13 protein-coding genes are annotated in these 14657 nt (G+C 61.7%); 11 read left to right on the top strand and 2 right to left on the bottom strand.

Going from position 1 to position 14657, the window contains the following annotated elements:
• Positions 1–10 precede the first annotated feature (10 nt).
• The gene (locus tag QQS38_RS15750) at positions 11–1054 is read right to left on the bottom strand and encodes an FAD:protein FMN transferase (RefSeq protein WP_479646421.1); all 1044 of its coding nucleotides are present in this window, start codon (positions 1052–1054) and stop codon (positions 11–13) included.
• A gap of 485 nt (positions 1055–1539) precedes the next feature.
• Here QQS38_RS15750 and nosZ point away from each other — a divergent pair, with 485 nt between their 5' ends.
• The 10 genes from nosZ to QQS38_RS15700 all read left to right on the top strand — a co-directional run bounded on the left by nosZ (position 1540) and on the right by QQS38_RS15700 (position 12062).
• Positions 1540–3510 (top strand): TAT-dependent nitrous-oxide reductase, encoded by a 1971-nt coding sequence (gene nosZ / locus QQS38_RS15745; RefSeq protein ID WP_479646303.1) that lies wholly within the window; start codon positions 1540–1542, stop codon positions 3508–3510.
• A 115-nt stretch (positions 3511–3625) separates the two neighbouring features.
• A complete protein-coding gene (locus QQS38_RS15740; RefSeq protein WP_479646302.1) occupies positions 3626–4876 on the top strand; it encodes a nitrous oxide reductase family maturation protein NosD in 1251 nt (416 codons plus the stop codon).
• Positions 4873–5781: an ABC transporter ATP-binding protein gene (locus QQS38_RS15735; RefSeq protein WP_479646301.1), complete on the top strand. Its 909-nt coding sequence runs from the start codon at positions 4873–4875 to the stop codon at positions 5779–5781. Before QQS38_RS15740 ends, QQS38_RS15735 begins: the two co-directional genes overlap by 4 nt.
• A complete protein-coding gene (locus QQS38_RS15730; RefSeq protein WP_479646300.1) occupies positions 5778–6611 on the top strand; it encodes an ABC transporter permease in 834 nt (277 codons plus the stop codon). The genes QQS38_RS15735 and QQS38_RS15730 overlap by 4 nt, the downstream gene beginning before the upstream one ends.
• A 41-nt stretch (positions 6612–6652) precedes the next feature.
• Positions 6653–7123: a nitrous oxide reductase accessory protein NosL gene (locus QQS38_RS15725; protein ID WP_479646420.1), complete on the top strand. Its 471-nt coding sequence runs from the start codon at positions 6653–6655 to the stop codon at positions 7121–7123.
• 10 nt (positions 7124–7133) lie between these two features.
• Positions 7134–7400: a hypothetical protein gene (locus QQS38_RS15720; RefSeq protein WP_479646299.1), complete on the top strand. Its 267-nt coding sequence runs from the start codon at positions 7134–7136 to the stop codon at positions 7398–7400.
• Positions 7401–7402: 2 nt separating this feature from the next.
• Positions 7403–7810: a hypothetical protein gene (locus QQS38_RS15715; protein WP_479646298.1), complete on the top strand. Its 408-nt coding sequence runs from the start codon at positions 7403–7405 to the stop codon at positions 7808–7810.
• Positions 7811–7823: 13 nt separating this feature from the next.
• Positions 7824–8285: a c-type cytochrome gene (locus tag QQS38_RS15710; protein WP_479646297.1), complete on the top strand. Its 462-nt coding sequence runs from the start codon at positions 7824–7826 to the stop codon at positions 8283–8285.
• A gap of 162 nt (positions 8286–8447) precedes the next feature.
• Positions 8448–10613: a 4Fe-4S binding protein gene (locus tag QQS38_RS15705; RefSeq protein WP_479646296.1), complete on the top strand. Its 2166-nt coding sequence runs from the start codon at positions 8448–8450 to the stop codon at positions 10611–10613.
• A gap of 246 nt (positions 10614–10859) precedes the next feature.
• The gene (locus tag QQS38_RS15700; RefSeq protein WP_479646295.1) at positions 10860–12062 is read left to right on the top strand and encodes an amino acid aminotransferase; all 1203 of its coding nucleotides are present in this window, start codon (positions 10860–10862) and stop codon (positions 12060–12062) included.
• A gap of 67 nt (positions 12063–12129) precedes the next feature.
• On the opposite strand, the gene QQS38_RS15695 is transcribed toward QQS38_RS15700, so the two are convergent.
• Positions 12130–13494, bottom strand: coding sequence for an RICIN domain-containing protein (locus QQS38_RS15695; RefSeq protein ID WP_479646294.1), 1365 nt, complete (start codon positions 13492–13494; stop codon positions 12130–12132).
• 218 nt (positions 13495–13712) lie between these two features.
• On the opposite strand from QQS38_RS15695, the gene QQS38_RS15690 reads away from it, so the two are divergent.
• The gene (locus QQS38_RS15690) at positions 13713–14615 is read left to right on the top strand and encodes a hypothetical protein (RefSeq protein WP_479646293.1); all 903 of its coding nucleotides are present in this window, start codon (positions 13713–13715) and stop codon (positions 14613–14615) included.
• Positions 14616–14657 lie beyond the last annotated feature (42 nt).

Genomic DNA, 14657 nt, shown 5'->3' with positions numbered 1-14657 from the left:
CTCCCTGGGCTCAATCGAGCCGCTCGGCGCGCAGTGCTGGATTGGTGAAATGCACGCGCGAGGCCATTGCGCTCGACACCCACACGCGCCCATTCGTATCGACCAGCAACAGCGCATCGACTCCCACCTTGCGCACGAGCGACATCGCCGCGGCCGGACCGGCGACGAACGGCGCTTTGCTTGCGCCATCGGACAAGGCGCCCGCATGCGGGCCCGGCTTCACGAGGACCGTGACCGCTTCGCTCTGCGTAGCGGGGAAACCGTTGCGCGGGTCGATGATATGGCTATACCGAACGCCTTCGTACTTGAAGAAACGCGCATAGTCGCCGCTCGTTCCGATTGCCTCGCCATCGTGCAGTTCCAATGTCGCGAGCGTTCCCGCTCCGCGCGGATCTTGAATGCCGACTTGCCACGGTGCGCCGCCCTTGGTCCCCAACGCGAGCAGGTTCCCCCCGACGTCGATCAATGCGTTTTTGACGCCGCGCTGCCTGAGCATGGCGGCCGCTTCGTCGAGCGACCAACCCTTCGCATAACCCCCGAGGTCGATCGCCACCGCACGGTTCGCGCTCGTGACGACGCCGGAGGGCGAAATGTCGAGCTGCGCAATGCGAGGGTGCAGCGCCGCTTCGCGCTGCACCGCATCTCGCGAGGGCGGCTTCACGCCGAACTGATCTGCCTGGAAACCCCACAGACGAACGAGCCGGCCGAGACCGGGCTCGAACAGGCCCTGGGTGTCGATCGAGAGCTGCCGGGCCGCGCGCAGAATCGGGACGAGTTCGGGCGAAGCCTGAAACGGCTCGCCCGCGGCGATGCTGCGATTGAGCTGCGTCACTTCCGACGGCTGCCACGCGTGCAGTTCGCGATGCATCGCTTGGAAACGAGCGAAGACGGCATCCGCATCCTCCTGTGCTTCCCGTAGCGGCACGCCATACAGCGCCAATTGCACGCGCGTCCCGAATACGTACGTGCCGTGGATATAGACCTGCGGTGTTCTAAGCGTCTGCCATAGCCCGGCGCCGATGGCGATGATGAGCGCCACCGAGGCGAGGAAGATCTTTCGGGGAATAGCCAATTTGCAAATGCTCAAAAAGCTTCAATTTCATGCGGTCTAACGACGCATGACCACGCGAGTAACAGAACGATTATTGTGTTTTCGTCGTTGCGACCGATTGATCCATATCAAGCCGTCGGGCGACGGCTAAGTTCAAGCTCCGGCTGCGTCCGAACGCCGCGTTTGGCTGAAAAATATGCATGCCAAGTGCGCCTATTGAGATAGATCAATCTATCAATGAGCGCCGCCCAGCACACTACCAGCGAACAAATATGCGTCGAGTTCAAAGGGGTGAATCGACACATGTTTTCATGCGATGACATAACGAATTGATGAGTGGGTTTGTGGGGTGATCGGGTCTGGCAGTGTTCGGGTTCGATCTTGTCGAAGTATGGCGGTTGTCTCGTAGCCTGGCTGCATGCGTTCCTCTCACGGGGCGCGTTCGGCCGGTTGTGCGGCGTTGATGCGTATTGATGAGTGAGAATGTAATGACTTCTTCAAAAGAAAATTCCGAAGGGAAGGTGGTGGTGCCACAGGACACGGGACGTCGCAGGTTTCTCGCTTCCTCGGCGATTGCGGGCCTCGCGGGAGCAGGCCTCTCGCTCGGGTTGGCCGGCTGCAACAAGAACGGCGGCGGTGCTGCCGCCGCCGCCACCGATGCAGCCAGCGCCGCGAGCGGCGCGAGCAGCTCGAGTGCCATCAACTGGGACAAGTACGAGGTGCATCCGGGCAAGCTCGACACCTACTACGCGTTCTCGAGCGGCGGCCATTCGGGCGATCTACGCGTGCATGGTTTGCCCTCGGGCCGTGAGATTCGGCGCGTTCCCGTGTTCAACGTCGACTGCATGTCCGGCTGGGGCATCACGAACGAATCGCGCAAGATCATCGGGACGCGGCCCAACGGTCAATTGAATTACATCAATGGCGATACGCACCACGTGCATATGTCCTACACGGACGGCATGTACGACGGCAAGCACATCTTCGTCAACGACAAGATCAATGCGCGTATCGCACGCGTGCGCCTGGACACGATGGAGTGCGACGCGATCACGCAGTTGCCGAACGTGCAGGGCTTTCACGGCATCTTCCCGGACAAGCGCGACCCGATCGACGAGAAGATCAACTACACCACGCGCGTGTTTTGCGGCGGCGAATTCCATATTCCCGTGCCGAACGACGGCCGCGACTTGGATGATCCGAAGAAGTACTTCTGCCTGTTCACCTGCGTCGACGCCGAGACGATGCAGCCGCGCTGGCAAGTGAAGATCGACGGCAACCTCGATCTCGTGGCCACCTCGTACGACGGCAAGCTGGCTTGCTCGAATCAGTACAACACGGAAGGCGGCGTTCATTACGAAGAGATGATGTCGGCCGAGCGCGACGCCTGCGTGTTCTTCAACGTGGCCCGCATTGAAGCAGCCGTCAAACAAGGCAAGTTCGTTCATCTCGGCAACTCGACGGTGCCTGTCGTCGACGGCACGCATGCAGCGAACGCCGATCCGAAGACGGCGCTCACGTGCTACGTGCCCGTGCCGAAAAACCCGCACGGCGTGAACGTTTCGCCGGACGGCAAGTATTACGCCTGCTCCGGCAAGCTGTCGCCGACAGCCACTCTGATTTCGCACGAACTGGTGCTCAAATGGTTCGACGGCGGCTTCAAGGATCCGCGCGATGCGGTCGTGGCCGAACCCGAAATCGGCTTGGGGCCCCTGCATACCGGCTTCGACGGCAAGGGCTTCATCTACACGACGCTCTTCCTCGATAGCCAGATCGTGAAGTGGGACCAAGAGGCCGCGATCAGAGCGTATAAGGGCGACAAGAACGCGAAGGTCGTGGTCGACCGCATCGACGTTCACTACCAGCCGGGGCACGGTTTCACCTCGATGGGCGAGACGAAGGCGCCGGACGGTCAGTACTTCATCTCCGACAACAAGTTCTCGAAGGACCGGTACCTGCCCGTCGGCCCGCTGCACCCGGACAGCTCGCAATTGATCGACATCAGCGGCGAGAAGATGCAGCTCGTGGGCGACCACCCGCTTTATCCGGAGCCGCACGATTCGATCATGGTCCGGCGCGACATCATCAAGACGCGGCAGATCTACGATCTGAACGAATTCCCGCTCGCGGTGAAGAGCCCGAAGGACAACCGGATCGAGCGCAACGGCAAGAAGGTCACGATTCACCTGACCTCTCAGGCGCCGACGTTCGGATTGCGCGAATGGACGGTGAAGAAGGGCGACGAAGTCACGATCATCTTGACGAACCTCGATAAGGTCGAAGATTTGACGCACGGCTTTGCGATCCCGTTCTACAACATCAGCTTCGTCGTGCATCCGCAACAGACGCAGTCGGTCACGTTCATCGCCGACAAGCCGGGCGTGTTCTGGTGCTACTGCACGAACTTCTGCCACGCATTGCACCTTGAAATGCGTTCGCGGATGTTGGTCCAAGCGTAAGTCGTACGGCAACGTGCCTGCCTAGGTGCGAGGCGAATCGAGGGAGATGACGATGTTGGCTTTCCCCGTTCGCCTCGCACATCAATCCAGTATTTCTCATCGTTTGCAGTTCAGCATGTCGAAGTACCCTCTCGCTGCGATTCTCGTTGCCACGCTGTCGATGCACGTCGTCGCCGCGGCCACGCTTGCCGTTCACTCGGGCGAGCGCATCGGCGCTGCGATCGAGGCGGCACGACCGGGCGATACGGTCGCCGTGTATAGCGGGCATTACGACGAGAACCTGCGAATCGAAAAAGCACTCACGCTCGTCGGCATCGGCAAGCCGATGATCGACGGGCGCAATCGCGGCGATGTCATTCGCGTCACGGCGCCGGGCGTGCGCATCAGCGGCATCGCGGTTGTCAACAGCGGCGCCGATCTGACGGCGCAAAACGCCGGCATATACGTGCAACCCGGCTCGGACGGCGCACAGATCGATCATTGCGAACTCGTCTACAACCTGTTCGGGCTCTGGATCGAAAAATCCAACAACGTGCAAGTGCGTGACAACGTGATCGTCGGCAAGCGCGATTTCCTATCGCCCAATCGCGGCAACGGCATCGAGTTGTACAACACGAAGGGCGCCCAAATCGTAGGCAACGAGATCAGCTACGCGCGGGACGGCATCTACGTAGACGTGTCGTACCACGCGCTCTTCAAAAGCAACAAGATCCATAACGTGCGCTACGGCACGCACTACATGAACTCCTACTACAACGTGTGGGACGGCAACGAGGTCTTTCACAACCGCGGTGGCCTCGCGATCATGGAAGCGCGCAACCAAATCGTGAGGAACAACCGGGTGTGGGGCAACAGCGATCACGGGATCATGCTGCGCACGCTTCAGGATTCGCTCATCGAGAACAACGTCGTCGCGGGCAACCAACGCGGCTTCTTCGTGTACGACGCCGAATACAACACGATTCGGGGCAACCTCGTCGTCGGCAACAAAGTGGGCGTCCATCTCTGGGGTGGTTCCGTGAACAACACCGTGACGGGCAACGACTTCGTTCAGAACCGCGAACAGATCCGCTACGTCGCTGCGAAAGACGTGGCATGGACCGGCAACTATTGGAGCAACTATTTCGGCTGGGACAAGCGCGGCCGAGGCGTGGGCGACATTCCCTACACGGCTAGCGATCTCGTCGATCGTCTGACGTGGCGCGTTCCCGCGGTGAAGATCCTGATGAACAGTCCCGCGGTGCAATCGCTGCGTCTCATCGCTCAACAATTTCCGCTCATGACCGTGCCGAGCGTCGTCGACGCCGCGCCGCTCATGCGGCCTTCGCACGCCGCGTGGTCGAAGTGGATGGAGAAGCACCCATGATCGAATTGAAAGGCGTCGCCAAATCGTTTGGCTCGCTGCGCGCGGTCGACGGTATCGACTTGAACGTTCACCGCGGCGAACTGTTCGGTCTGATCGGCCGCAACGGCGCGGGCAAGAGCACCTTGTTTCAACTCATGCTCGGCTTGATCGCAGCCGATGCCGGGCAGGTGAGCATCAACGGCGAGCGCGCGGGCGGCCCGAACTTTCGCGCCGTCAAGCGCCGGCTCGGCTACTTGCCCGAAAACGTCGTGCTGTACGACAACCTCACGGGCATCGAAACCCTGCGTTTCTTCGCGCGCCTCAAAGGCGTCGACACGGCCCAATGCGCGCCGTTGCTCGATCAGGTCGGGTTGACCCATGCGGCCGCGCGCAAGGTACGCGAATACTCGAAAGGGATGAAGCAACGGCTCGGCTTTGCGCAAGCGCTGCTCGGCGATCCGCCGCTGCTGTTTCTCGATGAACCGACCAACGGTCTCGATCCCGAAGGCATCCGCGAGTTCTACCGGACGTTGCGCGCACGCCAAGAAGGCGGCACGACGATCGTCATCACCTCTCACATCCTGGCCGAAATCCAGCAACGCGTCGACCGCCTCGCGATTCTGCACAGCGGACGCATTCGCGCCGTGGGCAGCGTGCAGACGCTGCGCGCGCAGACCGATTTGCCGTTGTGGTTCGAAGTGCTTTCCCACTCGGACGATACGAGCCCAATCGCGGCGGCCCTGCGCCGCGCGCCGTTCGACAAGGTGACGACGAACGACCGGCGCGTGGCATTCGAGTGCCCGCGCAACGCGAAGATGGCGGCGATCGCCGCGCTTGCCCCGCTGACCGACCGGATCGCGGATTTGCAAATTCAGGAGCCGTCGCTCGAAGACGTGTTTCTCGGTTGGATGGGAGCGAGCGCATGAATCCGCTGAGTTGTGTGCATATGGCGCAAATCCGCGCGATCGCGGGCAAGGAGTTTCGCGACCGCATCCGCAATCGCTGGGTGCTGGCGGTGTCGATCGTGTTTGCGGCCTTCGCGCTCGCGACGACGTATTTCGGGGCGGCGGCGCAGGGGTCGGTGGGTTTTCAAGGAATCGAGCCGCTGATCGCGAGCCTCGTCAGCTTGACCATCTATCTGCTGCCGTTGATCGCCCTGATCTTGGGCTTCGATGCGCTGGTGGGCGAGCGCGAGCGGGGCACGCTCAATTTGTTGCTGGCCTATCCGATCAGCCGCGCGGAATTGTTGATCGGTAAATATTTGGGGCTAGCCGGCGCATTGACTTGCGCCACGCTCGCGGGCTTCGGCCTGGCGGGAGTCGCGATCGTCGCCCGCGCGCCGTCCGCCGACTGGTACCAGTACGCGGGTTTCGTCGTCAGCGCGGTATTGCTGGGATGGGTGTTCCTGAGCCTTGCGGTATCCGCTTCGGTCTTTTGCGCAAGCCGCACGTCGGCAAGCGGTATCGCGATCGCCTTGTGGTTCTTCTTCGTGCTCGTCTATGACTTGTTGCTGCTCGGCGCTCTCGTCCTCACGGGCGGCGCCGTGCTCGGCCCGCTGTTTCCCTTGCTCTTGATGCTCAATCCCGCGGACATCTTCCGAATCTTGAACATCTTTGGGCCTGGAGATTTGCACACGATGTTCGGCCTCGTCAGCGTGTTTCCCGCCGCGCTCGCGCAGCCTGTTTTTCTCGGCCTGGTGATGCTCGCGTGGATCGTGGCGCCGCTCGGCCTTGCCGCTTGGAGATTCAATCGATGAACTGCCGCCGCCTAACGACCGCCGCCGCGGTGCTTGCTCTGATGCTCGCCGCCGGCTGCCAGAGCCAATCGAGCGCGTTGCCGCCGCCGCACGAGATCGACGATACGACGGTCAGCGTGCTCGACGGCATGAGCTTGAAGGACTACCCGGGCCCCAAGGCCCAGATCGAATACGCCGACGGGCAGACAGACTTCTTTTGCGACACGTTGGGGCTCTTTTCCGTCTATTTGCGCCCGGAGCAAGACCGCAAGGTCAGCGCGATGTATGTGCAGGACATGGGTGCGGCGGATTGGCAGCACCCGGTGGGACATTGGATCGACGCCAAGCGCGCGACGTATGTCGTGGGTGCGAAGAAGCTCGGCGCAATGGGGCAAACGTTCGCCTCGTTCGCGAACGAAGCCGACGCGCAGCGGTTTGCGAAATCCGAAGGCGGCAAGCTGTATCGATTCGATCAAATCACGATCGATATGGCGACCGTCGATGGCGGCGTGATCAAAGATCAAAACATGTAAGGGGATACAGGTGACACCTTTCTATCAAAACGTGCCGTCCGAGGCGGCGAAGCAAATCGACTCCATTAGCCGTGTGATTTACGACTTGCGCGAAGACCGCAAGCTCATTCTCGCCCGATACGACGTGACCGACGAAGCGGGCCTGCTGGCGCGAATCGCCGCAGGGGAGATCGACGAGCATCCGGCGTATGAGGACTATCTGGGTGCGAAGACGCTTGCGCAAACGCGCGAAGCGCTGCGCGAGCAACTGCGCGAAGTATTGGCGACGGGGGTGTGACGATGCTCCACATTGAACTCATAGAGAAAATCGAGTCCACTTACGGTGCGGCGGATTTGACGTCCGTCACCTTGTGCCGCGATGCGCTCGAAGTGCGCCTCTCGAACGGCGTCGAACTGACGCTGCGCATTGCCGGACCCAGCGAATACGCATTGGGCTGGCGCTGGGGCGAGGCCGTCATGGGCATCGACACCGCGCCGCTGCACGACACCCTTGGCACGTATCCGAATCATCTGCATACGCCCGACGGCCGCGCCGTCGACGATCCCGTCAGCGAAGCCGGCGCGGACCCGTGGCGCAACGTTCGCGCGTTGATCGATCGGTTGCTTGTCGAGCCCTTGTTGGGCTACGAAAGCGCATCTCCATGCGTAACCGTCGATGCGTCGATCGATGCATCGCTCAATCTGTAATGAAGGAAAGATGATGAAAGCTAGAAATGTGTTGTTTGCCGGGATCGGACTTGCGCTCACGCTCGGCTTGTCGGCCTGCGACAAAGGCGATGCCGCTTCGGAGAAAACCAGCGCGGCTCACACGTCGACCGCACCGGTGGCTTCGGTGGCGGTGGAAGGGGCGGGGGTATCGGTGGTCAAGGTGGCTGCGACCGCCGCGCCCGCCGGTGGCGGCGCCCCCAATCCCGCGGGCGAGAAAGTATTCAAGAGCGTCTGCTTCATGTGCCACCAGACGGGTGCGGCCGGCGCGCCGATGTATGGCAACAAGGCCGATTGGGCGCCGCGCATCGCGCAAGGCAAGGCCACGCTGTACAAGCATGCGCTCGGCGGCTTCACCGGCAACAACGGCACGATGCCCGCACGCGGCGGCAATCCGAGCCTGAAGGACGACGAAGTGAAAGCAGCGGTCGACTTCATGGTGGCGAAGGTGCAATGACGGCGGCACGGCAGTGTTGATCACGTTCGGATAAGGGCAGGGGCGCCGCGCGCCTCGATTGAAGTGTTGGTTGCATGGTCCTCGCCCGGATTCGATGTTTCTCGCGCGCCACTCGCGCCCAAGCCGCCGGCCTCGCAGGCGACCGTTATAGAAGCGACGAAAATGAAAGTGTGGATTCGGACTTTGCTATTGGTGCTGCTGCTGACGGCGGCGCGCTCGGGCTTTGCTTCGATCTATGAGCAGGAATTGCCCGACGCGCTGTTTACGCAGCCCGAGATGTGCAAATGGACCGATTGCGCGGGGGTGTTGCCCGGTGCGAACGCGTTCTCGGCGCGCAAGGGCAACCCGCCCTATGTCGAGGCCTACGCGGACGATGGTCACGCGCGTGTGCTCAAGGGGTATGTGTTTCTATCGACCGATATCGTCGACATCCAAGGCTATTCGGGCAAACCGATCGTCACCCTGATCGGGATGGATACGAAAGGCACCATCACGGGCGTGAGAGTGCTCAAGCATAGCGAGCCGATTTTGCTGGTCGGGATTCCCGAAAGCAAACTGCTCGGTTTTCTGCACCAATATGTCGGCCGGTTCGCGGGCGCGCGTTTCGAGATCGGGCACAGCGATGCGGGCAGCGCCAGCCTCGACGCCATTTCGGGCGCGACCGTCACCGCGATTGCCGAAAACCAGCTGATTTCCCGCTGCGCGATCGCCGTCGCGAGTCAGGTGGGCATCGTGAAGCAAACGCTGTTACCGCAGGCGAAGTTGCTGCCCTCGAACGAGCATGCGACGTGGGCGGCGCTGGTCGACACCGGCGCCGTGCAACATCTGGCGATCCATGCGGCCGACGTGGGCGAGTCGGAAGACGGCAGTCCTTACCTCGACCTTTATTACGGGTACTTGAACGCGCCTGGGGTGGGTAAGAGCGTGCTCGGCGATTACGACTACGAGCAGCTCATGAGCCGGCTCAAGCCCGGCGAGCATGCGATTTTCGTCGTCGCGAACGGCAGGGAATCGTTCAAGGGCTCGGGGTTCGTCCGTGGCGGCATCTACGACCGCATACAGGTGCGGCAAGGCATCAACGCTTTCACGTTCAAGGACTCCGATTACCTGAACCTTTATTCGTTGCAAGCGGCGGGCGCGCCTTCGTTCAACGAGACGGGCATCTTCATCGTCCGCAGCGCGCAATTTAGTGCCGCTTATCCGTGGAAATTCGTTTTTCTCGGCCATAAGGTCGACAAGGAAACCGGTGCGAAGCGCTTTTCGGCTTTCAATTCTCCTTATTGGCTGCCGGCGCGTTTCCTAGAAGGCGGCCGTCCGCAGGTGGAAGAGGAAAGACCGGCCTGGCGCAATGCATGGGATGCCAAACGGCTCGAAATCGGCTTGTTCGTGGCGTGGGCCGCAGCCGTCGTGTTCTTCTTCGTTAGCCGCGATCGTTGGGTGCGCAAAGCCAAGCGCGCCGACAAGCGCTGGGTCTCGTGGCCGAAAACGGCGAGCTGGCTGATCGCGATCGGCTTCGCGGGCTGGGCCGAGATGGCGCAGCCGTCGATCACGCAAGTGCTCACGTTCATTCATTCGCTGTTCGGCGGCTGGAATATCGGGCTTTTCCTCTCGGATCCGCTCATCTTCGTGTTCTGGATCGTCATTGCGGTGACGGTGATCGTGTGGGGACGCGGGCTCTTCTGCGGCTGGATGTGTCCGTTCGGGTCGATGTCGGAGCTGCTCTACAAGCTCGCGCGAATGACCGGCCTGAAAAAGCTCCAGCGCAAGCTGCCGATGCGTTGGCACAATCGGCTGCGCAAGCTCAAGTACGTGGTGTTCGCGGTCTTGCTCGCGGTGTCGTTCTTCTCCATGCCGTGGGCGGAAAAGCTCGCCGAAGTGGAGCCGTTCAAGACCACGTTCCTCGTCGGCGTCTTGCACCGCTCCTGGCCGTTCGTGCTGTTCTGGACCGTGGTGGTGGGCGCATCGATCTTTATCGAGCGGCCGTTTTGCAAGTATCTATGCCCGCTCGGCGCAAGCCTTGCGCTGCCGGGGCGCTTCCGGCTGTTCAAGCTGCGCCGCAAGCCCGAATGCACGACCTGCCACGCGTGCGCGGCCGGCTGCGGCTCGCAGGCCATCGACGACGCGGGCCGGATCGATCAAATGGAATGCATGCTCTGCCTCGACTGCATGGTCTTGTATTACGACGAGCACACGTGCCCGCCGCTGTCGAAGGAAAGGAAACGTCGCGAGAAGGCGGGGCTCGCGCTTACGCCTGTCGGGAAGAATGGACATTACATCCCGATCAAGGTGGAGCATCAGCCGAGCGTCGATACGAAAACGTCCGTGTGATTTTCTCGCGCTCATGACGTAGGGGCGGCGGTTGCTTTCGCCGCCGCTCGCTTCTTTTTACTCACCGGCGCGCCTTGCCGCGCAGTTTCTGCCGCGAAATCGGTGTTTCCCCGCACCGTTTGCAGAATTTTATTTCCCTTGCTCGCTCCTACACTGTGCTCACGCCGCGCCGGCGGGGGCGAGCCCGGAGCAGGGCGCGCGCTAGCTGGCGTAACATCGCATTTTTCCCACCCAGCGACATTGATCATGTTCGAACACGTTGACGCGTACCCCGGCGACCCCATCCTGACGCTGAACGAGAATTTCCAGAAAGACCCGCGCCAGGACAAGATCAACCTGAGCATCGGCATCTACTTCGATGACGACGGCCGTGTACCGGTCATGGAGGCCGTGCGCGAAGCCGAAACGGCGCTGTTGTCCGACCTTGGGCCGAAGCCCTATCTGCCGATGTCGGGCTTTGCGCCCTACCGCGACGCGGTGCAGACGCTCGTGTTCGGCGAACGATGCGCCGCTCGCGCGGAGAAACGCATCGCAACGGTGCAAACGCTGGGCGGCTCGGGCGCGTTGAAGATCGGCGCCGATTTCTTGAAGCGTTATTTCCCCCAAGCGCAGGTATGGGTCAGCGATCCGACCTGGGAAAATCATCGGTTCATCTTCGAGCGCGCGGGGTTCACGGTCAACACGTATCCTTACTACGACGATGCAACCGGGGGCCTCAAGTTCGATGCGATGCTGGCCGCAATCGATGCGTTGGCGCCACGCAGCATCGTGGTGCTGCATGCGTGCTGCCACAATCCGACTGGCGTCGATTTGGACGACGCGCAATGGGAACGACTGATCGCTGTGCTGCATGAGCGCGAGTTGCTGCCGTTCGTCGATATCGCTTATCAAGGGTTCGGCAGCAATCTCGAGGACGACGCATTCGCCGTGCGCGAACTCGCCCGGCGCGGCGTGCCGATGCTCGTGGCCAACTCGTTCTCGAAGAACTTCTCGCTCTACGGAGAGCGCTGCGGTGCGCTCAGCGTGCTGTGCCAAGACGCAGGCGAGGCCGATCGCGTACTGGGCCAATTGACGAGCGCGGTGCGCTCGAACTACAGCAATCCGCCCACGCATGGCGCAAGGATCGTCACGAAGGTCTTGACGACGCCCGTGTTGAACGAGAAGTGGCGTAATGAATTGACCGCCATGTGCCGGCGAATCGCCGGTATGCGCGGGGCGATCCACGAACTTCTGAGCCGGCACATCGAGGGCGAAACCCTTTCGCGCTACATCAAGCAGCGCGGGATGTTCACCTACACGGGGCTGAGCGCCGAACAAGTCGATCGTCTGCGCGAGCAATACGGTGTCTACATCCTGCGTTCGGGGCGCATGTGCGTGGCCGGTTTGAACGAGCGCAACGTCGGCGCGGTTGCTGAGGCGATCGCAAAGGTGATCGCCACCGCCGCTTGACGTCGATCGATGCGCCGCGCACTTCATGGGCTGCGGCCGCCGCTGCGGGGCGCATCGGCGCACGTCGTCAAAGCACGCCGCCCTCGGGGAACACGAGCCGCCATTGGCGGTTCTCATCCTTCTCGATAGGCGTAGCGGGGTTGCGAAAGACCAGCTTGCGAAAGCCGCTGGGCGGCACCCATTCGTCTCTGCGGGGACGCCTCTGATCGGGAACCGATGCCAACTGCATGCCCAAGCCGGATGTCAGCGTCCCATAGTCGCTGCCGTTGGCCGCGCGATCGAATGACCATCGCTGCCCGGCCTCGCGAAGCGGCTCCCAAACGATCAACCGATTGGAGTTCGCATTGTTCTCGGCCGTCGCGAGGCTGAGGCCGCCGAGCACGGTACGCAGCGAGCCGTCGGGTCCTCGATACCAAAGTTGATTACCGGCCGATGTGGGGTCGTCTTTCCGAACGAACGATATGACGGGCGTGTCTTGACCGCCGAAGTTTTGCACGTCCAGCACTTGCTTCGTCGAGACGTCCTCGATGTAGAACGCATTGATGCCGAAGCCTCGTGTTTCGTCGATGACGATCTCGTCGTCGATGCGGCTGATCGGCCAGATGTAGAGCCAGTTCACCCGGCTTCTGACCGTGGCATACAAGCCGCAGTCCTTCTTCACGCGAACGATCAGTTGCGGCTCGAAGAAGTACGACATCGACGGCGGCTTGGGAATCGAACTGCCGTCGAAGGCATATTCCTTTCCGGGCAGACCGATCAAGAAGCTCATTCGCGATTTCGTTCTCGAGGGCGTCACGGTGACGGCCGGCGCGCTGTAGCTTCGGGTCCATGCGATCTGCGCCGCCACGCTGAATGTCGGCCCGAGCCCCGCTCCATAGCCGGAGGTCGTATTGCTGCCGAATCCCACGCTGACGGTTAGGCCGATGGTCAAGCTTTCCGTCGCGGTGCCAACCGTCGATGTGGGCGCAAACTCGAAGATCTCGGCGCCTTCGCCAAAAAATTCCAGATCGAGTTGCATCGTGTCGGCGAAATAGCCGAGCGACTGAAAGCTACGTTTCGGCCCAATATCTTTCGATACGAATTCCGAGCCGAACGCCGATTGTTCGAAATAGCCGTCCAATGCGTAATAGTCGTAGTCGGGGTCCGGCCGCAAGGTAACGCCATCGATTTTGATGCCGGATACGTCGAGCTTGTACGGGCGAAAGCGGACCGTCGACAACAGTCGCTGCCGTTCCGTATTGGCCGCGCCGGAAACGATATTACCGCCGGCATCGAGGCGGTTTTGCTTACCATTTCGGGTAGTGGTGAATTCGGCCATTCGCCGCACGGCGATTCCGTTCGACGTTCTCACGAGTGGCGCCCAGCCCGCGGGCGGCACGATTGAAAACTGCGATTGCAGGCTGGTGCTGGCGGGGGAGTTCGAGTCGCTCATTTTTTCGGTCCTGGATCGGGGCATCGAAACCGCATCGGCTGTCTCCCGGCGACCGGGCGGTGCGCTTCGCGCGGCCGAAATCGGGAGACGGGGCGGTATGGATTGGCGCGACGCCCGGGGGCGTCGTGCCGATATGGTCGATGCCGCAACGACGGGTGACAAGTCCAAACATTGCATCCATTCGGGTGCGAACGAAGTACGGTGCGCGAGGAGGCGCGATGATCGACGAGAACGTGTATGCGGTGGCTATGCTTCGTCACACCGGTCGCGTATTGCAGATGTTCATCGGGGAGCGGCTCATCAACAAGATTTTTGCCAGAGTGCTGCAATCGCATGCAATGGGCCGGCTCGTCATCGCGCATTTCGACTGGAAGGCGGGCGCCGGGCCGCGGCCGACGCTTGCTGGCTTGCAGGCGCGGACGGGCGGCGGTCGAACCCTGGCGGCATTTGTCGGGGTCGCCAAGGTCGCTCGCCTGATCACGGCGGTGCCGAATCCGCTCGACCGGCGCCAGAAATACCTCGTCCCGTCGTATCGAATCGTCGAAGGGCTCCGCGACTGGCTGCGTCATCATGTGGAGCTGGCCGAGCGGATGGGGTTGATACCTGCCGCCAGCGCACAACGCTTGGCGCACGATGAGCCGTACTTCGAGTGCTTCGTGCGCTCGTCGGTGCTCGTCATCGACGGCGTGGCCGAGACAGCCGTGCGTTTCGAGCGATGGCAATGGTTCGAAGGCCGCGAATGCGGCCAGCGAATCGCCTATGCGTTGCTCCAGGCGCATTATCGGGCGTGCTTGGATGCGGCAAGCCCGGTGCACGAATCGCGGGAACTGGATATCACGGGCGGCGCAATCGCACGACTGTTGGGGCTATCGAAGTCCCATGTCCGCAACGTGCTCAACGGCGCCGAACGCTGCGGCATTCTCGTTCAGGATCGGTCGCACCGGCGCATCTGGCTGACGGCGTCGTTTCTCTTCGAGGCGCGCGATCAATTCATGCATCTGTTGGCGTTGATGGCGCTTGCTCACGGAAAAGCCGAGGCGGCCCTTCGAGCGCAGGCAGGACACTGCGCACCGACCGTGGCGCGCCAGGCCGGGGCACTCATGCCACGTGCGCAAGCATGAGCGCTCGACTCGACTACGGTAGACACCTTCAGGATAGACAGC

This window comes from Trinickia sp. Z7, from assembly GCF_056498045.1.
The sequence above is the reverse complement of the archived record's forward strand: the minus strand, read 5'-3'. Positions and strand labels throughout refer to the sequence as shown.

Bases quoted from the DNA above. Each gene is read 5' to 3' on its own strand.
- nosZ (WP_479646303.1), top strand. From the start codon at position 1,540: ATGACTTCTTCAAAAGAAAATTCCGAAGGGAAGGTGGTGGTGCCACAG.
- QQS38_RS15740 (WP_479646302.1), top strand. From the start codon at position 3,626: ATGTCGAAGTACCCTCTCGCTGCGATTCTCGTTGCCACGCTGTCGATG.
- QQS38_RS15735 (WP_479646301.1), top strand. From the start codon at position 4,873: ATGATCGAATTGAAAGGCGTCGCCAAATCGTTTGGCTCGCTGCGCGCG.
- QQS38_RS15730 (WP_479646300.1), top strand. From the start codon at position 5,778: ATGAATCCGCTGAGTTGTGTGCATATGGCGCAAATCCGCGCGATCGCG.
- QQS38_RS15725 (WP_479646420.1), top strand. From the start codon at position 6,653: ATGCTCGCCGCCGGCTGCCAGAGCCAATCGAGCGCGTTGCCGCCGCCG.
- QQS38_RS15715 (WP_479646298.1), top strand. From the start codon at position 7,403: ATGCTCCACATTGAACTCATAGAGAAAATCGAGTCCACTTACGGTGCG.
- QQS38_RS15710 (WP_479646297.1), top strand. From the start codon at position 7,824: ATGAAAGCTAGAAATGTGTTGTTTGCCGGGATCGGACTTGCGCTCACG.
- QQS38_RS15705 (WP_479646296.1), top strand. From the start codon at position 8,448: ATGAAAGTGTGGATTCGGACTTTGCTATTGGTGCTGCTGCTGACGGCG.
- QQS38_RS15700 (WP_479646295.1), top strand. From the start codon at position 10,860: ATGTTCGAACACGTTGACGCGTACCCCGGCGACCCCATCCTGACGCTG.
- QQS38_RS15695 (WP_479646294.1), bottom strand. From the start codon at position 13,494: ATGAGCGACTCGAACTCCCCCGCCAGCACCAGCCTGCAATCGCAGTTT.
- QQS38_RS15690 (WP_479646293.1), top strand. From the start codon at position 13,713: ATGATCGACGAGAACGTGTATGCGGTGGCTATGCTTCGTCACACCGGT.